Source organism: Streptomyces sp. NPDC004284, from assembly GCF_042874035.1.
Taxonomy (GTDB): Bacteria; Actinomycetota; Actinomycetes; order Streptomycetales; family Streptomycetaceae; genus Streptomyces.
The window spans coordinates 122,284-144,123 of record NZ_JBIAMJ010000017.1; the positions used below are offsets into that span (position 1 = coordinate 122,284).

At 72.0% G+C, this 21,840-nt stretch carries 18 protein-coding genes; 5 read left to right on the forward strand and 13 right to left on the reverse strand.

From position 1 onward, the window contains the following. Positions 1–151 precede the first annotated feature (151 nt). Both ACFYUS_RS32115 and ACFYUS_RS32120 read left to right on the forward strand, forming a co-directional pair. The gene (locus ACFYUS_RS32115; protein ID WP_388860070.1) at positions 152–604 is read left to right on the forward strand and encodes a DoxX family protein; all 453 of its coding nucleotides are present in this window, start codon (positions 152–154) and stop codon (positions 602–604) included. After that, positions 601–1,032 carry a Zn-ribbon domain-containing OB-fold protein gene (locus tag ACFYUS_RS32120; protein ID WP_388860073.1) on the forward strand — a complete coding sequence of 144 codons (432 nt, stop codon included), beginning with the start codon at positions 601–603 and terminating at the stop codon, positions 1,030–1,032. Before ACFYUS_RS32115 ends, ACFYUS_RS32120 begins: the two co-directional genes overlap by 4 nt. Here ACFYUS_RS32120 and ACFYUS_RS32125 read toward each other — a convergent pair. Together ACFYUS_RS32125 and ACFYUS_RS32130 are read right to left on the reverse strand one after the other, a co-directional pair. Next, positions 1,002–2,990, reverse strand: a complete 1,989-nt coding sequence (locus ACFYUS_RS32125) for a protein kinase (RefSeq protein ID WP_388860076.1) — start codon at positions 2,988–2,990, stop codon at positions 1,002–1,004. The genes ACFYUS_RS32120 and ACFYUS_RS32125 overlap by 31 nt on opposite strands. 180 nt (positions 2,991–3,170) lie before the next feature. Then, complete coding sequence (locus ACFYUS_RS32130) at positions 3,171–3,752, reverse strand: hypothetical protein (protein WP_388860079.1); 582 nt, start codon at positions 3,750–3,752, stop codon at positions 3,171–3,173. A 188-nt stretch (positions 3,753–3,940) separates the two neighbouring features. Here ACFYUS_RS32130 and ACFYUS_RS32135 point away from each other — a divergent pair, with 188 nt between their 5' ends. After that, a complete protein-coding gene (locus ACFYUS_RS32135; RefSeq protein WP_388860083.1) occupies positions 3,941–4,684 on the forward strand; it encodes an alpha/beta hydrolase in 744 nt (247 codons plus the stop codon). 50 nt (positions 4,685–4,734) lie between these two features. Here the strand turns inward: ACFYUS_RS32135 and ACFYUS_RS32140 are convergent, their stop codons facing one another. Further along, positions 4,735–5,289: a nitroreductase family protein gene (locus ACFYUS_RS32140; protein WP_388860086.1), complete on the reverse strand. Its 555-nt coding sequence runs from the start codon at positions 5,287–5,289 to the stop codon at positions 4,735–4,737. A gap of 83 nt (positions 5,290–5,372) precedes the next feature. Next, positions 5,373–6,434, reverse strand: a complete 1,062-nt coding sequence (locus ACFYUS_RS32145) for an LUD domain-containing protein (protein WP_388860089.1) — start codon at positions 6,432–6,434, stop codon at positions 5,373–5,375. 155 nt (positions 6,435–6,589) lie between these two features. Between ACFYUS_RS32145 and sigJ the strand changes: the two genes are divergently transcribed. Further along, entirely contained in the window at positions 6,590–7,465 is an 876-nt protein-coding gene (gene sigJ / locus ACFYUS_RS32150) for an RNA polymerase sigma factor SigJ (protein WP_388860092.1), read from the forward strand. A gap of 133 nt (positions 7,466–7,598) precedes the next feature. Here the strand turns inward: sigJ and ACFYUS_RS32155 are convergent, their stop codons facing one another. From ACFYUS_RS32155 to ACFYUS_RS32170, 4 genes are all read right to left on the reverse strand, one after another. Further along, positions 7,599–7,973, reverse strand: a complete 375-nt coding sequence (locus tag ACFYUS_RS32155; protein WP_388860095.1) for a hypothetical protein — start codon at positions 7,971–7,973, stop codon at positions 7,599–7,601. Between the two features lie 153 nt (positions 7,974–8,126). After that, complete coding sequence (locus tag ACFYUS_RS32160; protein WP_388860098.1) at positions 8,127–8,753, reverse strand: HAD family hydrolase; 627 nt, start codon at positions 8,751–8,753, stop codon at positions 8,127–8,129. Next, positions 8,750–8,995 (reverse strand): DUF397 domain-containing protein, encoded by a 246-nt coding sequence (locus ACFYUS_RS32165; protein WP_388860101.1) that lies wholly within the window; start codon positions 8,993–8,995, stop codon positions 8,750–8,752. The genes ACFYUS_RS32160 and ACFYUS_RS32165 overlap by 4 nt, the downstream gene beginning before the upstream one ends. Further along, complete coding sequence (locus ACFYUS_RS32170) at positions 8,992–9,855, reverse strand: helix-turn-helix domain-containing protein (protein ID WP_388860104.1); 864 nt, start codon at positions 9,853–9,855, stop codon at positions 8,992–8,994. Before ACFYUS_RS32170 ends, ACFYUS_RS32165 begins: the two co-directional genes overlap by 4 nt. A gap of 91 nt (positions 9,856–9,946) precedes the next feature. Here ACFYUS_RS32170 and ACFYUS_RS32175 point away from each other — a divergent pair, with 91 nt between their 5' ends. Continuing rightward, positions 9,947–10,357: an ATP-binding protein gene (locus tag ACFYUS_RS32175; RefSeq protein WP_388860107.1), complete on the forward strand. Its 411-nt coding sequence runs from the start codon at positions 9,947–9,949 to the stop codon at positions 10,355–10,357. 7 nt (positions 10,358–10,364) lie between these two features. On the opposite strand, the gene ACFYUS_RS32180 is transcribed toward ACFYUS_RS32175, so the two are convergent. The 5 genes from ACFYUS_RS32180 to ACFYUS_RS32200 all read right to left on the reverse strand — a co-directional run bounded on the left by ACFYUS_RS32180 (position 10,365) and on the right by ACFYUS_RS32200 (position 21,811). Next, positions 10,365–12,653, reverse strand: a complete 2,289-nt coding sequence (locus ACFYUS_RS32180) for an FG-GAP repeat domain-containing protein (RefSeq protein ID WP_388860110.1) — start codon at positions 12,651–12,653, stop codon at positions 10,365–10,367. Positions 12,654–12,696: 43 nt separating this feature from the next. Continuing rightward, positions 12,697–14,889: an FG-GAP repeat domain-containing protein gene (locus ACFYUS_RS32185; RefSeq protein WP_388860113.1), complete on the reverse strand. Its 2,193-nt coding sequence runs from the start codon at positions 14,887–14,889 to the stop codon at positions 12,697–12,699. A 131-nt stretch (positions 14,890–15,020) separates the two neighbouring features. After that, positions 15,021–17,189, reverse strand: coding sequence for a hypothetical protein (locus tag ACFYUS_RS32190; RefSeq protein WP_388860116.1), 2,169 nt, complete (start codon positions 17,187–17,189; stop codon positions 15,021–15,023). A gap of 122 nt (positions 17,190–17,311) precedes the next feature. Next, positions 17,312–19,525, reverse strand: a complete 2,214-nt coding sequence (locus ACFYUS_RS32195) for an FG-GAP repeat domain-containing protein (protein WP_388860119.1) — start codon at positions 19,523–19,525, stop codon at positions 17,312–17,314. A gap of 69 nt (positions 19,526–19,594) precedes the next feature. Further along, positions 19,595–21,811, reverse strand: a complete 2,217-nt coding sequence (locus ACFYUS_RS32200) for an FG-GAP repeat domain-containing protein (RefSeq protein WP_388860122.1) — start codon at positions 21,809–21,811, stop codon at positions 19,595–19,597. Positions 21,812–21,840 lie beyond the last annotated feature (29 nt).

The window sequence follows — 21,840 nt, forward strand, 5'->3', positions numbered from 1 at the left end:
GTCTCGGTCGAGAGGGGATTTCGGTTGCGAATCGGTCACGCGGGCGGCGGCGGCGCGCGGCGGCGGATGCGCCGCGTCCACCCCTTGCGGCCGGGCGCGGGTCTGCGCTGAACTGACGTACCGTCAGATCCGTTTCACCGGGAGGGTCCGCATGCAGACCGTCTGGCTCACCGGCGCCGAATGGCTCGCCGTCCTCCGCATCGGCCTCGGCCTGTGGTGGCTGGAGAGCTGGCGCCACAAGGACAAGAAGGGCTGGTTCGAACGTGGCACCGGCATCGCCTGGGCCGCGGACGTCGCCGGCAAGCACAGATGGGCGGCCGTGAAGAGCGGCTTCGACACCGTCGTCGCCCCCCGCCCCAAGCTCATGGCGTACGTCGTCGTCTACGCCGAACTCGCCCTCGGCCTCGGCCTGGTCACCGGCCTCCTCACCCCCGTCGCCCTCGTCGGCGGCCTCCTCCTCAACCTCCTCTACCTCGTCCTGATGATCCACGACTGGGCCGAGCAGGGGCAGAACGCGATGATGGCGCTCATCTCCCTCGTCGCCCTCCTCGCCATGTCCTGGCAGACCTGGTCCCTCGACTCCGCGATCGGACTCTTCTCATGACGGCCACCCCGGCGAACCTCCCCGACATCGACGCCTTCACCCGCCCCTACTGGGACGCCGCCGCCGACGGACGGCTGCTCCTCCGCCACTGCGCCGCCTGTGACCGCGCCCACCACTACCCGCGCGAGTTCTGCCCGTACTGCTGGAGCGAGGACGTCCGCTGGGAGCCGGCGAGCGGCCGAGCGACCCTCTACACCTGGTCGGTCGTCCACCGGAACGACCTCCCGCCCTTCGGCGAGCGCGTCCCGTACGTCGCGGCCGTCGTCGACCTCGCCGAGGGGCCGCGCATGATGACGGAGGTCGTGGGGGTGGCGGAGGGCGAGCTCAGGATCGGGATGGAGCTGCACGTCACCTTCCGTGCGGAAGGTGACGTGACCGTCCCCGTCTTCGGCGCCGCTCAGATGGCCGAGACGTTCCGCCAGAGCTGACGCAGGTCGCCCGCGTCGCAGGCGGCCATCATCATGAACGGGGGCCCGGCCATGAGGCACTGGCCGGTGCCCACGTTCATGAGCGTCCGCCCGTTGGAGGTCGTGGCCTGGACGCGCCACGACTGATCGCTGGAGCCGTCGCAGGCGACCGCGGTGCCGCCGACCGTCCCGTTCGGGTCGAGGCAGTGGCCGCTCTGCCGGTTGACCAGCCGGAAGGTGCCGTTCGCGCCGGCCTTGTACGTCCAGGCGTACCAGACGGGCCTGCCGCCCTGCGCCGAACCGCAGTCGTAGGTGTTGACGAAGACGCCGTAACCCGCGTTGTACTCGCCCATGCACGTGCCGTCGGACGCGTTCTTCAGGGAGTACGTCCCCGAGGGCGTCGAGCCGCTGGTGGGCGGCGGGGGCGCGGGCGCGTTCGTCGTCGGCTTCGGGGCCGGACGGGTCGTGGCACCGCCGGAGGAGCCGGAGCCGGAGCCGGAGCCGGAGCCGGAACCGGAGCCCGAGCCGCCGCCGGAGGAGCTCGAACCCCCGGACGTCGTGGCCCCGCCGCCGGATGTCGTGCTCGAACCGCCACCCGTCACGGACCCGCCCCCGCCGCCGGCGTCGCCGGACCCGCCGGACAAGGTGCCGGTGCCGCCCGCGCCGCCGCCACCGGAGGCGGCCGGGGGCGGGGTCGTCGACCCGGCCGGCGGCTTCGCCGAGGGCTTCGCGGACGGCTTGGCCGAGGGCTTGGCCGACGGCGTCCCCGTCCCCGTCCCCGTCGACGGCGGTACGGAGGCGGGCTGCGAGGCCACCGCCGACGGCGAGGCCTCCCCGCCCGCGTGCAGACGGCCGATCTCGTACGGGCCGAGGGCGACGGTCAGGGTGGTGCCGGTCGCGACGACGACGGGCACGGCGAACATGACCAGCTTGTTCCGCCGCCACCGGGGCGTGCCCTGGGCGGCCTGACCGGTGACGGCCAAGGGGTCGGGCGAGGCGGTCGCGGGCTGCTCCACCCGGGGCTGCGGGGTCAGCGAGGCCGTCGCCACGTCCCGCGCCGGGTCCGTCCGCTCCAGCTCCGCGAGCTGCTCGGCGGTGGGCGCCCCGGCCGCGAAGGCGGCCCGCTCGGCGATCCGCTCGGCCACGGCGTCGGGCCAGACGGCGCCCGCCGCCCGCTCCTCGGTGAGCGCGACGAGTTCCTCGGCCGTCGGCCGGTCCGCCGGATCCTTGGCGAGACACTTCTGTACGAGCTCCGCCAGTGCGGGGTCGCCGTCGGTGAGCCGCCCGAAGTCGGGCTCGCCGTGGACGACCCGGTAGAGCAGGTCGGGCCCGGAGCCGTCCCCGAACGGAGGCCGCCCGTTCGCCGCGTACAGCAGCAGACTGCCCAGGGCGAACACATCGGCGGCGCCGGTCAGCTGCCGGTCGGCGACGGCCTGCTCGGGCGCCATGTAGGCGGGGGTGCCGATGACCATGCCGGTCTTGGTCAGCCGGCTCTGGTCGGCGGCGCGGGCCACGCCGAAGTCGATGAGGGAGAGGCCGTCGCCGGTCAGCATCACGTTGGACGGCTTGAGGTCGCGGTGCACCATGTCGGCGCCGTGCACCACCCGCAGCCCGGCCGCCGCCTCCCGGAGCAGCCGCCACAGGGCGCCGCCGGCCAGCGGGCCGCCGTTGAGCCGGATGGCCTCGTTGAGGGTGATCCCGGGGATGAACTCGGTCGCGAACCACGGCGGCTTCGCCGTGCGGTCGCTCGCGAGCAGCTTGGTGTTGGCCCCGGCGGGCAGCCGGGCCAGGTTGTCGAGCTCGTGCCCGAAGTGGTTCAGGAAGTCGGCGTCCTCGGCGAGCACCGGAAGCACCCGCTTCACCGCCGCGAACGTCCCCGGCACGGCGCCGAGGTAGACCCGGCCCATCCCGCCGGACCCGAGCACCCCCAGGAGCCTGAACGCCCCGATCTGCCGGGGGTCGCCCGGCTCAAGGGGCATTGCCCCACTGCCGCTCAAACTGTCCGAAGCGGATTGGTCTTCCGGTTCCCCCTGCATGGGCCACACAGTAGCCGAGCGGGTTTGCAACCTGAATGGAGCTCAAGTTCTTGTTGTGTAACGGTGGTTGATGGCATCGGCCGGCCCTGCTGACCCGACTCCGTCGGGAGCGTGGCCGCCGGGTCAGCTCGCCGGGCTGGTCAGGACGCAGTTCGGGCAGTCGTTGTCCGGATCGCCGACGGCGGTCCAGAGCTTCAGGACCTTGCCGTTCTTCAAGGCTAGATAGCCGTCGGTCTCCTGCGCGAACTCATAGGGGTCGGCGGGGTCGATACCCACGGGTTGAGGTTCGTCGAAGGTCACATCGAGGAAGCTCTGCCGCTTGTTGGAGCCTTGTTCCCAGGTTCCCGTCCCGGACCAGGCCAAGCCCTGGTCCCAGCGGTGGCCGACACAGATCTTGTCGGCGACGAACGTCCCGTCCTTCTTCAACGTGAGGGTGCCACCGTCGGCATCGGTCCACGTGGTCAGGAATTCGGCGGGCTTCAGAAGGACCGGTTCGCCCTCGGGCGGCGGCATGACGGTGAGCCTGCCGCAGGCCGTCAGGGCGAGGGCTGCGGCGAGCAGGATCAGCGCAGTGTGACGGGAACGCGGCACGATCCACCCCCAGCGGGTCCCGCAGGCCGCGTGCGCGACCGATGGGCTCGGGAACCCACGCCGTACCCTGGCACGGAGTTTGAACATGTTCAAGTCTTGCTGGTCGGCGGCCACGGAGCCCGCGCGAAAACCCGTGGCGGACCGCGATGCGCACTGCTACGTTTTCGGTGGCCGTGCAAGAGAACCAGGAGGTGGTACCCGTGAACACATCAACGACAAGGGTGCTCCTCTCTGAGGTCATGGTCGGGCGATAGGTCGTCGTCCGGGAGCGCCGTCTCTGAGCACTCCCGAAAGGCACGACCATGCATTTCATCTCTGAGCAGCGTCTCGACGACAACGTGCTTGAGCGCGAATTCACCCTCGGCGACATCCCCGGCATCCTGTGGACCCCCGGGTCCGCCTCCGCATCCGCCCCGGTGCCGCTGATCCTGATCTGCCCCCCTCCGCTCGGACTGGGCAGGATGTACCCCCGGCTGGCGGGCCGGGCCCGCTACTACGCGGCGGAGTACGGCTTCGCCTCGGCCACCATCGAGCTCCCCGGGAGCGGCGAGCGCCCCCGCTGGGAGGCCGCCGAGCAGGCCCGCGCGGAGCTGCGCCGGGTGGTGGAGGCCGGGGAGCCGGTCACCGACGAGATCATCGACGCCCTCGTCCTCCCGCTGGTGGAGAGGACGGTGCCGGAATGGCAGGCCGTCATGGACGACCTCCTCGCACGGCCCGAGATCGACGGCCCGGTCGGGTACGAGGGAGGGATCATCTCCATCGGCGTCCGCCTCGCGCGGATCGACCCGCGCATCAAGGCCGCCGGCCTGTTCGCCGGGAGCTTCGTGCCGCGCGTCATGTTCGAGGAGGCCCGCCAGGTCACCGTTCCGCTGCACGTCCTGCTGCAGTGGGACGACGAGGGGAACGACCGGCAGGCGTCCCTGGACCTGTTCGACGCCTTCGGCTCCGAGGAGAAGACGCTGCACGCCAACATGGGCGGGCACACCGGCGTCCCGCAGTTCGAGCTCGACCCCGGGGCCCGGTTCTTCGCCCGGCACCTGAAGTAAGGCCGCCGGCAGACACCGCCCCGGCCGGCATCACCGCCGGCCGGGGCGGGTCACGGCGCCCAGGGCGCCGACAGCAGATCGGCGGCACTGCGCCGCCCCCGGCCCTCCGGTGGCTCCTCGGCCGCCCTCCCCAGCGCGGCCATGGAGACGATCGCCCACCCCGGGTTCGGGTCCAGCTCCTTCGTCAGGGCTTCCAGGTCGAAGGCCCGGAACTGGTGCACGGACAGTCCCATCGCCTGCGCCTGCACGGTCATGTGGGCGATGGCCTGGCCGAGGTCGTAGTCGGAGAACTCCGAGTAGAGCAGCTCCGTGTCGTCCACGTGGCGGCGCGTCAACGTGACGATCAGCAGTCCCGCGTCCGTCGCCCACCGGGCCGCGCTGGGCGCGAGGTGCCGCACCACCCGCTCGTGGTCCGCCTCGCCCGGCCGGCTCACGAAGAAGCCCCACGGCTGGGAGTTCCCGGCGGACGGCGCCCACCGGGCGGCATCGAGCAGCAGGCCCAGCGTGTGGTCGTCGACGGCCGCCGACGGATCGAACCGGTAGGGGCTGAACCGTCCGGCCAGCAGGGGGTGTATGCCGCCGGACGGCTCCAGATCACGTCGCATGTCCCGGTCCAACCGGCCCCCGGACAGGCGTATTCCGGCCAGGACGGCCAGGACGGCCAGGACGGCCAGGACGGCCAGGTCGGTCAGTAGCCGATGGCCTCGCGGAGGAGCAGGACGGTGCCACGCCCCGGGTACGGCTCCGCGTTGAGAACGAGCAGGCGGTTGACGGCGCTGTCCGTCCCGTACACCGCCTGGCAGCGGGCGTTCTCCAGCGCGAGGACGTGCTCCTCGACGCGCCGCAGGGCCGTGCCCAGGTCCGGCACCACCTTCTGCGCGCCGACGACCCAGACCGCGTGCGCGGCGCCGCCCGCGTTGGCGGGAAGCTGACTGCCGCTGCCCGAGGCGAGGACGAGCGAGCCCGTCTCGGTCACCGCCGCGACACTGTTCACGACGAAGTCCGGGCAGGCGGCGAGCCGCCGGATCTCGTCGGCCTCGGTGGCCCGGTCCATCGCCAGGACGCGCGGCCTGACCGCGTCGTACCGGCCGGAGGCGTTGAGGTCCTCTTCGATGCCGGACAGCCGGAGGGTCTCGCTGACCCCGGTGAACACGGCGGCCCCCTCGGGAACCAGCTCCTTCACGCGCGCGCGTGCCCCGGCCGCGTCGTCGACGACCTCGACGGCGAAACCGTTCGCCCGCAGCGCGGCGGCCACCCGCTCCAGCCGCTCGCCCGTCGCCGGGTCGGCGAAGGAGGCGGCCGGAGCGTGCGTTGCGCCGGGCGCCGAACCCGCCAGCGGGGAGGTGTCGAGATACCTGACCTCGTACTCCCGCTCGGCGAACCGCCAGCCTTCCTCGGTCCGCTCGTAACGGTCGTGGTAGACCGCGAAGTTCAGCCCCTGCCGCCCGTCGAGCGCCCGCGCGAGCTCCTGGATGTACGCACGGCCGGTCGCCGTGTCGCCGTCCACCTGGATCGTGCCGGGGTGCGTGGTCTGCACGAAGAAGTCCCACTGGCTCTGCAGCCGCTCGCCCCCGGCGAGGATCTCCTCCTGGCCGACCTGCTCCACCGGGATGTTCGGCATGCGCAGCACACCGTCCGGTGTGAAGAGCGCCGCCAGGCGCGGCCGGTCGCGCATCATCGCCGCGTCGGTGAACTCGCCGCGCAGCGCCTCGATCTCGACGCGGTCCGCGATGGCCTGGAAGTCGTTCATCGGATTCCCCTCTCGGGCTGGTCGTCGTCTCGTCCTCACCCGTACGACAACGCAGCCCCGTGGAGTGTGAGGCGACGCCCCGACCTCACATTCCGCAGGGCTGTCCGGTCGTACACGGTGGAGCCACGAACGCGAGCGAGGGAGACGGCCGGACCATGACTACAGGAGCCGAGATCATGAGCGAACGCCGCCGGCTGATCAACCTCGGCTACCGGCTCCTCGGCTCCCTCGCCGACGCCGAGGACGTCGTCCAGGAGACGTACGCCCGCTGGTACGCCCTCTCCGCCCGCGAACAGCAGGCCATCGAGTCCCCCGGCGCCTGGCTGACCACCGTCGCCGGCCGCATCTGCCTGAACCTCCTCGGCTCGGCGCGCGCCCGGCGCGAGACCTACGTCGGCGACTGGATCCCGGAGCCCTTGCCCGAACCCACGGAGAGCGCCGACCCCGCCGACCGGATCACCCTCGACGAGTCCGTCACCATGGCCTTCCTCGTCGTCCTCGACGCCATGACCCCCGCCGAACGCGTCGCGTTCGTCCTCCACGACGTCTTCCGTTACCCCTTCGGCGAAGTCGCCGAGATCGTCGGCCGCACCCCCGCGGCCTGCCGCCAACTGGCCTCCTCCGCCCGCCGCCGCATCCGTACGGCGCAGAGCCCCGCGGCCCCGAGCGCCGGGCAGGCGGGCGTCGTGAGGCGGTTCAGGACGGCCTGGGAGACCCAGGACATCGAGGCCCTCATCGGCCTCCTCGACCCCGCCGCCGTCGCCACCGCCGACGGCGGAGGCCTCGCCGTCACCCATCTCCGCCCGCTCGTGGGCGCCGAACGCATCGCACGGGGCTACGCCGAGATCGCCCGCCTGTGGGACGGCCGCACGACCTTCCAGGAGCGGACGGTCAACGGCGTGCCCGGCCTGGTGGCCTGGCAGGACGGCGCCCTCGCGACCGTCTTCGCCTTCGAGATCGCGGGCGACCGCATCCGCCGCATCTGGGCCGTGAGGAACCCGGAGAAGCTCCGCCCCTGGCAGATCGCCTGAGGGCGCCCGAACGACGGCCCGGCCCGGCGGCACGACGCGACAAACTCGCGATCGCCCACCGGGCCGGGCCGCACTCCACCTCACCGCGCTCCCCGGCCGGACCAGAGGGCCCGGCCGAGGACCACGGCATTGATCACGGGGTGGTCAGCGTCGGGTTCTTGACGACCTTCGCGCAGATCGCGTACGCCTTCAGCTTCCCCGGGTTGTTGGGGTCGGTGTTCGTGGCGAACGCCCACCAGCCCTCGCCGGCGATGGGGATGCTCGCGCCGACGGCGTAGCGGTCGGCGTACGAGTTTCCGGCGACCACCATGGCGCCGCCACCGGTCCGCGTCTCTCCGGCCGGGCACTGCGCCTGCGCCACCGCACGGCCCGGGTACCCGTTGGCGGCGACCGGGATCGTCACCTCCGAGCTCTCCACCACACGCACCACGTCGTCGGCGACCGCGAGGCCGGCCGTCCCGAACGTCATCGCCACGGCCGCCGCGGCGACCAGAGACTTCTTCAGCACAGAGATCTGCTTCCACTCGATGGGGGAAAGGAGTGCCCGCAGTTCGCTGCGGACACCTCAGATCTACCGGCGTTCGAACACCCAGCCCGTCCCCCACGCCCTCCTGACCTGCGCCTTCACCACAGAAACGATTTTTCTTAGCGCAAACAGCCCTTACGCGGTGAGCGCGCCCAGGACGTACGGCGCCGCCTCCGCGAGGGTGGGGAAGTGGCGGTGGGCCTCCGGGTGCGGGGCGGGCGTGTTGACGGTCCAGACCGTCATTCCGGCGTCCAGCCCGGAGCGCACCCCGGACGGCGCGTCCTCGATCACGAGGCACTCGGCCGGGTCCGCGCCCAGCTTCTCTGCGGCGGTCAGGTACGGGACGGGGGACGGCTTCCCCTCGGCGACCGAGCCCGCGTCGACGATCAGCCCCGGGAACGGCAGCCCGGTCCGCTCGAACCGCCCCCGCACCCGGTGCTCGTAGTTCGACGTGACCAGCGCCCACCGGTCCCCCGGGAGGCCGGCGAGCAACTCCGCCGCCCCCTCGAAGGCCGCGTACGACCCCGTCCGGACGTCCTCGTCCTCCAGCGCGTGCAGGAGGGCGAGGCACTCGTCCGGATCCTCGGCCGGTACGACCTCCCCGAAGGTCTCCACCGGGCGAGTCCGCAACGCCGTGGCGTACACCTCGGCGCCGTCGAGCCCGTACCGCGCGGCCCACTCGTGCCAGACGCGGCGCTGGTTCTCGACGGCGTCCATGAGGGTGCCGTCGACGTCGAAGAGAACGAACTTGAGGGAGGTCACGCCCGGGATGCTACGTCCAGGAACGTGGTCCAGGAGGTGGGGGAGACGGCGAGCTGGGGGCCGTGGGGGTTCTTGGAGTCGCGGATGTGGATGAGGGTGGGGTGGGCGGCGACTTCGACGCACTCGCCGCCCTCGGAGCTGCTGTAGCTGGACTTGCGCCAGTCGTAGGCGACTTCGATGCACTCGCCGCCTTCGGAGTCGCTGTAGCTGCTCTTGAACCAGGACAGATCCGCGGTGTTCATCGTTCTCCCAGCAGTTTTTCGATCCACGTCAGGGACTCGCGTCTCGTGAGTGCCTGCGACCGCAGGATCCCATAGCGCTCGGTGTACAGACGCACCTCCTCCGGGTCGGTGATCAGTCGGGCGTGTCCGTAGATCTCGGTGTACGCCGCCTCCCGTCGCCCCTTGGGGGTGAGCAGGGTGAAAGCACCGCCCAAGTAGGGGTGTTCGTACCGGTCCTGAGGCATGATCTGGAGGTCGACCGTCCGCCTCCGGGCCACGTCGAGGATGCGCAGCAACTGCTCACGGTGGACTTCCGGTCCGCCGAACGGGCGGAGCAGGACGGCCGCTTCCAGGACGAAGCTGATCGTCGGGACGGGCCACCTGTCGAACAGCGCCTGCCGGGAGATCCGGTCGGCCACCCGCTTCTCGATGGTCGCCTCGTCCAGCATGGGGCGGCGGTGTTCGAAGAGCGAGCGCGAGTAGGCGGGAGTCTGCAGAATGCCCGGTACCGCCTGCACCGCGTAGTAGTGCAGCGCGACCGCCTCCGCTTCCTCCTTCGCATAGCTCCGGAACCAGTCCGGATGCCGTACCCGAACCTTCGCCAAGGCCTCCCGTACGTCCTCCACGGCTACCGCGAGCACTCCACCGGCGTTCAAGGCGGGGTCCACCCGCAACAGGAAGTCCGGCTGAGGGGTCCGTACCCCCCGCTCGATCGCCGAGATCAGGTCCTCGCTGACGTGCGTGATCTCCGCCAGCTCCGCCTGACTCAGGCCCGCGTTCCTCCGCAGCACCTTGATGATCTTCCCGAGCGCACGGAACAGGTGCGCCGTGCCGTCCACCTCGGAGGGCCGTTCCGGCCGCTCCTCCTCGTTCCCCGACATCCGTACCGCCCTCTTGGCGTACCCGTACAGTTACCCAGCGTCGTCGCGTCGCTGCTGGTCAGCGTACGGCCGGGGGCCCAGGCTCAGGGGCATGAAATCTGAAACCGCCACTCCAACCGGTGAGTTCACGCTCCGGCTCTCGGCAACGCGCCGGGGCGCACGCCTGGCGCGGTTACTCGCCGTGCAGCAGCTCCGCGACTGGGGGCTGACCGGCCCGGCGGCCGACGCGGCCGAACTGGTCGTCGCCGAGCTCGCCAACAACGCCGCGCTCCACGGGCGCGTGGCCGGGCGGGACTTCGAGGTGCGGATGGAGCTGGACGACGACCACGTGCGGGTCGAACTGTCCGACGCGCGGGGCGAGCGGCGGCCCGTACCGGCGCGGGAGCCGGACGAGGGCGGGTACGGGCTGCTGCTCGTCGCCGCCCTCGCCACGGCGTGGGGCGTGAAGGACCGGTCGGTCGGCAAGACGGTCTGGGCGACCGTGCCGCTGACCTCTCGGTGAGCGGCCGTCAGGAGAGGAGGTTGTACGTGGTGTCGAAGGACGAGCTGATCCAGCCGATCTGGCTGCGGGTGCGGAACGGGTGCCCCCAGGAGCCCGTGCCCTGGTAGAGGTAGGCCTGATGGGCGGCGTTCCGTACCGAGGCGTACAGGTCGGGGCGTCCGTCGCGGTTCGCGTCGCCGATGCCGAGCAGGTGGTCGTAGGCCCCCCAGCCGGCGCCGATCCTGGTACGCGGGGCGAAGGTGCCGTCGCCCCTGCCGAGGTACAGCCAGAGGACGCCGTCCTTGTCGCGGGCGACGAGGTCCCCGGCGGCCGCTCCGGCGAGGTTGCCGGTGGCGGTGAGCCGGTTGTAGACGCCCCAGCCGCCGCCGATCTTCTTCCGGCCGGCGTACGGGGCGGTCGCGGAGCCCGTGCCCTTGTAGAGCCACAGGACGCCGGCCTTGTCGGTGGCGACCAGGTCCGCCCGTCCGTCCCCGGTCAGGTCGCTGCCGCCGGTGAGCTGGTTGTACGTGTTCCAGCCGGAGCCGATCCGGACGCGGGTGGCCAGCGGGGCCTTGGAGTTCCCGGTGCCCTGGTAGAGCCAGAGCACGCCGGACCTGTCCCGGGCCACCACGTCGCTCACGGCCGAGCCGGCGACGTTCCCGGCCGCCTCGATCCGGTCGTAGATCTGCCAGCCCGAGCCGACGAGCAGCCGCGGGTTCTGGTTGAGGAGGTCGAAGTAGGGCTTCTGCCTCAGCTGGTCGAAGTTGGGGTCGGGGAACGTGTCGTCGATCCACAGCCGGCCCGAGGAGTCCCGCTCCAGGATGTCCGGCGAGCCGTCGGCGTCGTAGTCGTGCGCACCGGGCTTCCGGGTCACCGTGAACGAGCCGGAGGCCTTCAGCTCCGGTCCGATGCCGTTCATCGGCTTGGCCGCGATCTCCCAGGTGTACGGCCCGCTCTGCGCCCCGGTCCACAGGTCGGCGGTGCCGTTCCAGGCGAGCTGGCCGTTCCAGGTGTACGGCGCCCTGTGGGGATCGGGCTCGTAGACGTTGAGGGGGTAGACACCGTCCGAGAAGGTCTCGCCCGTACGGGTGTTGCGGATCCGGAAGGTCATCTCCACCTCGTTCCGGCTGAGTTGCCAGACCATGGTGAAGCGGCCGCCGGTCTTGTCCAGGTCGAGGACCGGCGGGATGTTGTGCCCGAGCAGCGTCACCTTGGTGGAGAGGCCGGAGGAGGCGACCTGCGCGGCGACCGGGACGCCGTCCGCGCCCGGGGCGATCCGGTACAGGCCCTCGCCCTTCGCGGCGGTGCCGCCCTGGACGAGCAGCGCCCCGTCCGGAGCCACGGCGGAGGAGACCATGTCGTCCATGAGCTTCCGGGTCGTGGTGCTCGTGAGGGAGCGCGCGGTCACGGCGTACGTCGGGGACGGGTTGCGCTCGTCGTACCCGCCGGACTGCGCGTACGTCAGCCAGTCGCCGACCAGGCCGAGGGAGTCGATCGCGCCCGGCAGGGCGATCCGCTGGGTGGTGGTGGAGGGGCCCCGCTGGGTGACGACCGCGGTCCGGGTGCCGCCCGCGGCGGGCTCCAGCCAGGCGACGTGCGTGCCCGAGAGCGCGATGGGGGCCTGCTGGTCGTTGCCCGCGAGGGCACCGGTCTCCGTGACCTCGGCGGTGGCGGTGTCCACGGTGGCCCAGCGCCGGCCCGCGGCGGTGGCGTACGTGAGGAGGGCGGTGTCGGGCGTGCCGGCCCTGACGACCGGGTCCTTGGCGTCGGCCGGCAGCCCGGTCACGAGCACGTCGGCGGTCCCGCCGTCGTCGCGCCGGGAGAGCAGGTGCACGGCGTGTCCGCCCTGGCCGTTGGGCGCCTTGACGAAGGCGGTCCGGCCGACGGCCCCGATGTACGTCGCGTCGGAACCCGTGATCTTGGCCGACACGGACAGGACGTCCTGGTTCGTGGCCATGTCCCGCAGCGTGAGGTAGCCGTCGGACCCGACCCGTACGAGCACGTCGGAGGCGCGCGAGGCGTGGACCGTGTGCGTGCCGGGCGGCCACGGCTCCGTCGTCGTGCCGTCGGCGTAGCGCGTCCAGGTGAAGCGGAGGCTTCCGCCGGACCGGATCCAGGTCAGGAACCCGGTCGTGCCGGCGCCGCCGAGGTCCGCCTCCTCCTTCGGGAAGGGCACGACCGTCGCGGTGGTGGCCGTGGCGGAGGCGGTGGCGGCCGAGGCGGGGACGGCGGCCGTCAGACCGCCCACGGTGACGGCGAGGGCGACGGCCACGGCGGTGGTGAGCCGGAGTCCGGTGTTTCGAGGGGGGAGGTTCAAGGCTCTGCTTTCTTCGTTCGGTCCGGGTTCGCCGAACGGGTTGTCAGAAGACGAGGGAGTTGGCTTCGTTGAAGGTGTTCGGGGTCCAGATCTTCTTGCGGGGGGCGAATGGGGCGCGCGCGTCGCCGGTTCCCCGGTAGAAGGAGAGGGACTGGCCCCGGTACAGCGCGAGGCCGTCGACGAGCAGGTCGGGGTGGCCGTCCCGGTCGGCGTCGCCGATGCCGATGATCTCCTTGTACGCCTGCCAGCCGCCGCCGACCTTCACGCGGGTGGTGAAGCCGCCGTTGCCGTTGCCCTGGTAGAGCCAGAGGACGCCGTCCTCGTCGCGGGCGACGAGGTCGCCGGCGCGGCCACCGGCGATGTTCCCGGCGGCGGTGATCTTGTTGTAGATCCCCCAGCCGCCGCCGATCCGCCGGCGGGTCTCGAAGGGCTTGGCGGCGTTGCCGGTGGAGGCGTACAGCCACAGGACGCCGGACCTGTCGGCGGCGACCAGGTCGGCGCGGCCGTCGCCGGTCAGGTCGCTGCCGCCCGCGAGCTTGTCGTACGCCTGCCAGCCGCCGCCGACCCAGGTCCGGCGGGCGAGGGAGGTCCCGGTCCCCTGGTAGAACCAGAGGGCACCGGTGCGGTCGCGGCCGAGCACGTCGGCGTAGGGCGAGCCGGCGACGTCCCCGGTGGCGACGACGCGGTCGTAGGTGTTCCAGCCGGCGCCGTGGTCCGTCCGCTCCGAGCGGCTGGTGAGCTGGCTGAGGATCTGCCGGAAGTCGAAGGAGTACAGCCGGCCCGCATCGTTGCGGACCAGCAGGTCGGGGGAGCCGCTGTCCGAGTAGTCGTGCGGGGCGGTCCCGCTCGCGACGGTGAAGGTGCCGGTCCGCACCAGGACCGGTCCGATGCCGTTCCGGGGCTCGGCGATCAGCTTCCAGGTGTAGGCGCCGTTGCGGGCGGCCGTGTAGTCGTCGAACGCCCCGTCCCAGGAGGTGACATAGCGCTGGCCCCCGTCCGGGTAGGTCCGGGGGCTCGTCCACCGCTTGCCGGTCGCCTTGTGGGTGATCTCGGCGTGCACCCACGCGTTGCCCCGGTCGAGGTACCAGATCATGGACGGCTGGGGGGCGTTCGTACGGAAGCCGAGGGTGGCGGGGACCTCCTGGCCGGTCAGGCCCAGAGCGGTGGCCTCGCCGCTGCTCGCCCGGAGCGTGGCGACCGGCCGGCCGTCCGCGCCGGGGGCGATCCGGTAGACGCCCTCGCCGTGGGCGACGGTCCCGCCCTGCACCTGCTCGGAGCCGTAGGCGACCTTCGTGCTGTCCATGACCTTGACGGGGGCCGTCCCGCCCGTGAGCGGGCGGGCCATGAGCGCGTAGAGGGGGTTCGGCTCGGTCGCGTCCGCCCCGCCGGGCATGCTGTACGTGACCCAGTCGCCCATCAGGTCGACCCGGAGCCGGCCGCCCGTGCCGGCGGGGGTCCGGACCGTGGCGGTCTCGCCCTGGCGGGCCGTCACCACGGTCAGCCGCCCCTCGGCGTCCGTCTCCGACCAGGCCACGTGCGTGGCGGAGGCGCTGAACTCGTCGGAGGCGCGGGGCACGGCACGGTCGTCCGTGATCGTGCCGGTGGCCAGGTCGACGACGGCGAGGCGCTTCCCGGTCACCCCGCCCACCGTGCCGGTGTAGACGAGGGCGAAGACGTCGGGCTCGGACAGGTCGTAGGCGGGGAAGTCGGCATCCGCGGGCAGGCCGGCGACCTCGCGGTCGACGACCTCGTCGCCTTCCTTGGAGACCAGGTGCAGGGCGGCGTTGCCGGAGCCGTCCAGGACCTGCATGACGAGGGTCTTCCCGGCCGTCCTGAGGAGCTTCGTGAAGGTGTCGGGGAACGCGGTGTCGATGGTGACGGGGTCGGCGCCCGTGGCCATGTCGTACAGCTCGTAGGAGGTGGAGCTGTTCTCCTTCACGACGATGTCGCTGCCGACGGAGCCCCGGTACTTGCCGGCGGGCAGGTCGACGGTGGTGCCGTCCGCGTACCGGGTCCAGGAGAAGCGGCCCGACACCCTGCCCATCGTCAGGAAACCGGACGGTCCCCCGCCACGCAGCTCGCTGTTGGCAGGCATGCCGATGGAGGTCTCCTGCGGCAGGCCGGCGGTCACTCCCGTACCGGTCGCGGCGGGGGCCGCCATGGCGGGGGTGAGGGCGCCGGCGCCGGCGGTCACGGCGAGGGCGACGGCGACGGCGGTGGCGAGTCGGCGGGTCAAAGGAGGTTTCCTCCCCAGAAGTGTGGGCGTGGCGGCACCCGCCACGCCCACATGACCCATGAGGGACCCGGACGGTTGTACGCCTCCTTCGAGGAGGCCGGAATAGTCCGTCAGGTCTGCCGGGGTACGGCTCAGAAGAAGGTCTTGAACCGGGTGGAGTCGCTGCGCAGCGGCAGCGTGAGGGCCGTTCCGAAGGGCTTGGTCGCGCTGTTGGTGCCGTAGTAGAGCGCGGATCCGGAGGGGCCGATGGCGTAGATGCTGGCCACGCCCCTCCAGCTGCCCCCGGGGATGATGTGGGTGTACTTCTGCCAGCCGCCGCCGACCCTGCGGCGGGCGGTGAAGGTGCCGTCGCCCCGGCCGAGGTAGAGCCAGAGGACGCCGTCCCTGTCGCGGGCGAGGAGGTCGCCGCCGGAGGCGCCGGCGACGTTCCCGGGGGCGACGAGGAGGTTGTAGACGCCCCAGCCGCTGCCGATCCTCTTGCGGGTGTGGAAGGGCCGGGCGGCGTTGCCGGTGGAGGTGTAGAGCCACAGGACGCCGGAGGTGTCGGTGGCGAGGAGGTCGCCGCGTCCGTCGCCGTTGAGGTCGGAGCCGCCGACGAGCTTGTTGTAGACGCCCCAGCCGCCGCCGACCTTCGTGCGGGGCAGCACCTTCTGCTTGTCGCTCTGGTGCAGCCACAGCACGCCGTCGCGGTCCCGCCCGACGATGTCGTCGGAAGGCGAGCCGGCCAGGTTTCCGGGGGAGGCCATGAGCGTGTACGTGTTCCAGCCGGTGCCCAGCAGGTCCGGGGTCGGGGTGTACACGCGGGGCGGGCAGCCCTCCTCGTAGCACTCGTCGTCCCGCATGCCGCGCAGCTGGCTGATCTCGTACGCCGAGAGGTTGCCCGAGCTGTCGCGGACGAGCGCGTCGGAGTTGGCGTTGTCGTTGAAGTCGCGCGACGCGGTGCCGCGTTCCACGGTGGTGGTGCCGGTCCGTACGACGACGGGCCCGACGCCGGTCTCCGGGCGGGCCGTCAGCTTCCAGGTGTACGCGCCGTTGTAGGCGCCGAACCGGTTGTCGAGGGACCCGTTCCACCGGATGTAGTCGTTGTAGTAGTCGGCGAGCGACGCCCTGCGGCCCGTGGCCACGTGGGTCAGCTCCAGCGTGATGTTCGGGTACCTCTGGTTGAACTCCCAGGTGACGTCCGGGTCGGTGCCGTCGAAGCGGTACACGCTCGGCACGGTCAGCTGCTTCAGGGCGAGCTCCAGCGACTCGTGGCTGTCCCCGATCATCGTGGCCGTCGGAGTGCCGCCGTCCAGCGAGACGCGGAAGAGGCCCCGGCCCTGCGCGAGCGTGCCGCCGCGCACGAGGAGCGTGCCGTCGCCGACCGGGGTCACCTCTTCCGCGAGGTCCAGGAGCGGGACCTTCCGGCCGTCCGCCGGCGACCGGAGGACGATCGGCCGGTTCGGGTAGGCGACGCCGTCGATCACGTCGGCGCCCGTGATCGCCAGCCAGTCGCCGCCCAGGGCGAGCTGCGCGTAGTAGGGGAGGGTCTCGCCCGCCTTGGTCTTCCGGTCCACGATCCGGGTCTTGCCGTACGTGGGCCGCCAGAGCACGCGATCGGGGGTGACCTGCGCGAAGTCCGTGTGGCCGGTGAGGTCGTACGTCTCGACGGCGGCGGCCGTGGCGACGTCGACCACGGCGAGGCGGAAGGTGCTGTTCTGCGACGCGACCTCTACGGCGATCGTGCCGGGCGCGTCGGCGAAGAAGGTCCAGGGGGTCCCGGCCGGCATCCCGGTCACCTCGCGGTCGACGACCTCGCCACCGGGCTCCCGGCTGACGAGGTGGACCTTGCCGGCGGCCTTGTCGACCATCACGAGCGTGGTGCCGTTGACCTCGCGCAGCTCGTAGCCGGTCTCGATGACGACCGGATCGCCGCCCTTGGCCATGTCGTAGAGGGAGTGGCGGGTGCCCTCGCTCCGTACGACGATGTCGGTCCCCTCGGCGCCGCGGTACTTGACCGACGCGCTCATCGGGAACTTGGTGGTGACGCCGTCGGCGTACCGCGTCCAGACGTAGAAGTCCGGCGTCATGGGATCGCCGTCGATCTGGTCCGCGAGGAAGCCGGTGGGTCCGGCGCTCGTGACGGACGAGAGCGCGGGGAACGGGAAGACCGCGCCCCCGGCGGCCTGCTGCGCGGTCATGGCGGCAGAGCCCGCCGTCGCGGCGGCGGCGGGGCCGGCGAGCACGCCTGCTGCGGTGACGGCCAGGGTGACGGCTACGGCGGCGGTCAGCCGGAGCCGGGGGATGCGGACGTGGGACACGACGCGGGCCTCCTCGGGACATGGACGAGAGGGTGTGGCGAAGAACGCCACACCCTCAGGACTTGTGGGAAGAACGGATGGTTGTACCCCGATGGGACAGGGGTTCTGAAACGCGGCCCGCGTCAGGCGACGCTGTTGAACTTGGTGCCCTCGCCCGCGTACAGGTTCGTCCCCATCCGTGCGAACGGCGCCGTGGCCGAGCCGGTGGACTTGTAGACGTACGTGCCGCCCGCCCCGTACCCGATCAGGTCCGGGCGGCCGTCGGCGTTGACGTCGCCGGCGCCGACGAGCTGGGAGAAGGCGCCCCAGCCGGAGCCGACCTTGACGCGGGTGGAGAAGCCGCCTGCGCCGTTGCCCTGGTAGAGCCACAGGACACCGGAGGCGTCACGGGCGACCAGGTCGCCGGCGGACGAGCTCGCGATGTTGCCGACGGCCGTCAGCTGGTTGTAGATCCCCCAGCCGCCGCCGACCCTCACCCGCGTGGCGAAGGGGGTCGTGGAACTGCCCGTGCCCTTGTAGAGCCACAGCGTGCCGGAGGCGTCCGCGGCGAGGAGGTCGGGGCGGCGGTCGCCGTTGAGGTCGGAGCCGCCGGTGAGCTTGGTGTAGCCGCCCCAGCCGCCGCCGACCTTCACGCGGCCGGCGAAGCTGCCGTCGCCCCTGCCCTGGTACTGCCAGAGGTAGCCGGAGCCGTCCAGGGCGACCAGGTCGCCGGCGGACGAGCCCGCGATGTTGCCGACGGCCTCGATCTGCTTGTACGTGTTCCAGCCCGTGCCGACCTTCGTGCGCTTCGCCGTGACGGCCTGGCCGGCCGACGGCCGGTCGAAGAGGTCGTCGCGCCACAGCACACCGGCGGAGTCCCGGGCGAGGACGTCGGTGGAGCCGTTGTCGTTGAAGTCGTGCGGGTTGGCGGTGCGGGTGACCCGGAAGTACGCGCCGGTGGAGGTCGTGCCGCCGATGCCGCTGAGCGTCGACGCGGTCGCCTCCCAGGCGTAGGAGCCGTTGGGGGCGCTGATCCCGTCGGCGGTGCCGTTCCAGGTGAGGGCGAAGCGGCCGTCGGAGTCGGGCTTCTGGAGGTGCTGGGTGAACTTCTTGCCGGTGTGGACGTGGGTGAACGTGACGTCCAGGGAGGAGTTGGGGTGGCTCACGGTCCACTCCATCGTCGCGGTGCCGCCGTTCTTCTCGAGGTCCACCACCTCGGGGACCTTCGAGCCGACGAACTGCACGGTGGCCGGTCGGTCGGAGCCCGCCAGCCTGGTGACGGTCGGGTAGCCGCCTCCGTCGGAGACGCGGAAGAGGCCGTCGCCCTCCTGGGCGGAGCCGCCGCGCACGAGCAGGCTGCCGTCCGGGGCGACGGCCGTGGTGCTGAAGTAGTCGAGGAGGCGGGTCTGCGTGCCGTCCGTGAGGGACCGGGCGGTCAGGGCGTACCGGCCGTCCGGGGCGGTCGCGGCGTAGCCGCCGGGCTTCCCGGACACCACCGAGTCGCCGACGAGTCCGGCGATCACGGAGGACTGGCCCGCGCCGAGGTCGAAGCGCTTGATGTGGGAGCTGTCGGCGCGCTCGACCACCACGGCCTGCGTCGAGTCGTTCGCGTACTCGGTCCACGCGGAGTACTTCGGGCTGAGGGCGCCGGTCACGTTCGGGCCGAAGGCCCCCGTGAGGACGTACCCGGTGTCGTACTCGTCGCCCTGCATGTCGGTCATGAAGCGGTGGTACGTGGTGCTGCCGTCGTACGACAGCCGGGTGGAGACGCCGAGCACGTCCCAGCCGGTGTGCCCGAGGACCTTGAAGCTCTTGTCCCTCTGGTAGTGCGACATCTGCCGGTTGACCAGCATGCCGTTCTGCCAGACCAGCCGGTGGAGCTCCGGGTCGCCGTAGCCGTCGGGCTTGGTCACCCAGAGGACGTTGCCGGTGACGCCGACGAGCCGGGCGTCGGTGGTGCCGAGGGCCTGGACGATGTCGATCGTGTGCCCGTAGTTCAGGGATTCCTTCGCGTCGTAGACGGTGTAGCGGCTGCCCTGCACCGTGATGACGTGGTCGGAGCCGGTGTCGAGCGCCTGGGCGCCCGCGACCGTCTGCGTGCTGCTGCCGTCGTACGTGGTCCAGGTCAGGACCGAGCCGCCCGCGCCGTCCGGGCGGGCGGTGAGGAAGCCGGTGGTGCCGGCGCTGACGACCTCGGCGTCCGCCGCGATCTTGATCGGCGTCTCGGCCGCCGCCCGGACGGCGGCGGGCGCCGCGAAGGCCGGGGCGGTGACGAGGGTTCCGGCGACCGCCGTGACGGTGGAGACGGTGAGGATCGCGGCGGCCAGACGGCGCCCGGTGGTGCGTACGTGCGTCACAGAGTGTTCCTCCCAGGAGGTGCGGGGGTGTGACGGTCGAACCGCCACACCCCCGCACGGAAGTCGTCGTCAGGAGACCGAGTTGAACTTGGTGCCCTCGCCCGCGTACAGGTTCGTCGTCAGGCGCGTGAACGGCGCCGTGGCCGAGCCGGTGGACTTGTAGACGTACGTGCCGCCCGCCCCGTACCCGATCAGGTCCGGGCGGCCGTCGGCGTTGACGTCGCCGGCGCCGACGAGCTGGGAGAAGGCGCCCCAGCCGGAGCCGACCTTGACGCGGGTGGAGAAGCCGCCTGCGCCGTTGCCCTGGTAGAGCCACAGCACCCCGGAGGCGTCACGGGCGACCAGGTCGCCGGCGGACGAGCCCGCGATGTTGCCGACGGCCGTCAGCTGGTTGTAGATCCCCCAGCCGCCGCCGACCCTCACCCGCGTGGCGAAGGGGGTCGTGGAACTGCCCGTGCCCTTGTAGAGCCACAGCGTGCCGGAGGCGTCCGCGGCGAGGAGGTCGGGGCGGCCGTCGCCGTTGAGGTCGGAGCCGCCGGTGAGCTTGGTGTAGCCGCCCCAGCCGCCGCCGACCTTCACGCGGCCGGCGAAGCTGCCGTCGCCCCTGCCCTGGTACTGCCAGAGGTAGCCGGAGCCGTCCAGGGCGACCAGGTCACCGGCGGACGAGCCCGCGATGTTGCCGACGGCCTCGATCTGCTTGTACGTGTTCCAGCCCGCGCCGATCTTCGTACGGCGGGCGGTCTTGACCTGGCCGCCGACCGGCCAGTCGAAGAGGTCGTCGCGCCACAGCGTGCCCGACGCGTCCCGGGCGAGGACGTCGGTGGAGCCGTTGTCGGTGAAGTCGTGCGGGTTGGCCGTCCGCGTGACCGTGAAGCCGCCGGAGACGGACGCCGAGGCGGTGCCGTCGCTCGGGGTCGCCTTCATGGACCAGGCGTAGGCGCCGTTCGGGGCGCTGACGCCGTCGAGGACGCCGTCCCAGGGGAGACGGAAGGTGTTCCCGCTGACCGGGTTCACCAGGTGCGTGACGAGCTTCTTGCCGGTGGCGGCATGCGTGAGCGTGACCTCCACGTCGACGTCGCCGCGCGACAGCGTCCACTCCATCGGGACCGTGGTGCCCGGCTTCTCCAGGCTCACCGTCGCCGGGACCTTCGAGCCGGTCACCTGGACGCCCAGGACCCGGCCCGTGGAGGTCTCCAGGGCGACCGTCGGGCGCGCGCCGCCCGAGCCGGAGATCCGGAAGACGCCGTCGCCGTCCTGGCCGAAGCCGCGCACGAGCACGGAGCCGTCCGGGGCGTGGGCCACGGTGGAGAAGTTGTCCAGGACCTTGTACGGCTGGGCGCCCGCGTCGGTGAGGCTCCGCGCGTACAGCGGGCTGGGGTTCTCGGCGGTGGCGGTGCCCGGGACGCCGTACAGGATCGTGTCGCCGGCGATGCCCGCGACGACGGCACCGGCCATGGCGCCGGTCAGCGGGATGCGCGTGACCATGGTGGTGCCGAGCTTGTTCGCGCTGATCTCCAGGCCGCCCTCGGGGGCCGCGTGGACCCACGCCTGCCAGTCGGCGGTGAGGGCGCCGGTCGAGGACGGGGACCACTGGGCGGTGCCGGTGCTGCCGCCCCAGTCGATGGCGGAGCCCCCGAAGGCGCTCGTGGTCGCGCTCCACCACTTGGGTTCGAGGCCCGACCCGCCCTGCACCATCTCGGTGCCCAGGACGACCATGCTCGTTCCGTCGGTGGCGACGACCTTGTAGTCCACGTTGCGGGTGCGGGACGACAGCTTCGTCTTCTGGACGACGCCGTTGACCTGGGTCAGCCTCCACAGCTCGCGGTAGTTCGCGGTGCCGCTCGGGACGCTCACGAAGAGGCTGTCGCGGACGATGCCGACCAGCTGGGCGCCGGAACCGAGCACGCCGATGTTGAGGTTGGAGTACGTCGTGGTCGCCGGGTTGTACGCGGTGAACATGCTGCCGTCGCCCGTCAGCATGTAGTCGGAGGTGGAGTCGTAGGCGTTCGGCCCCGACAGCGTCGACACGGTGCCGTCGGTGTGGTGCCACTCCAGCGTGGCGGTGCCGTTCTCGTCCGTGCAGGTCGTGATGGAGCCGTAGGCGCCGGTGGAGACGACCTCGGCGCCGACGGGCAGCAGGCCGGCGGCGGTCGGCGCGCACCGGCCCTCGGCGGCGGTCGCCGCGAAGGCCGGGGCGGAGACGAGGGTTCCGGTGACCGCCGTGACGGTGGAGAGGGTGAGGAGCGCGGCGGCCAGACGGCGCCGGGGAACGCGGGTGAAAGACACGCTCGGATTCCTTCGTGAGGAAGAGGGTC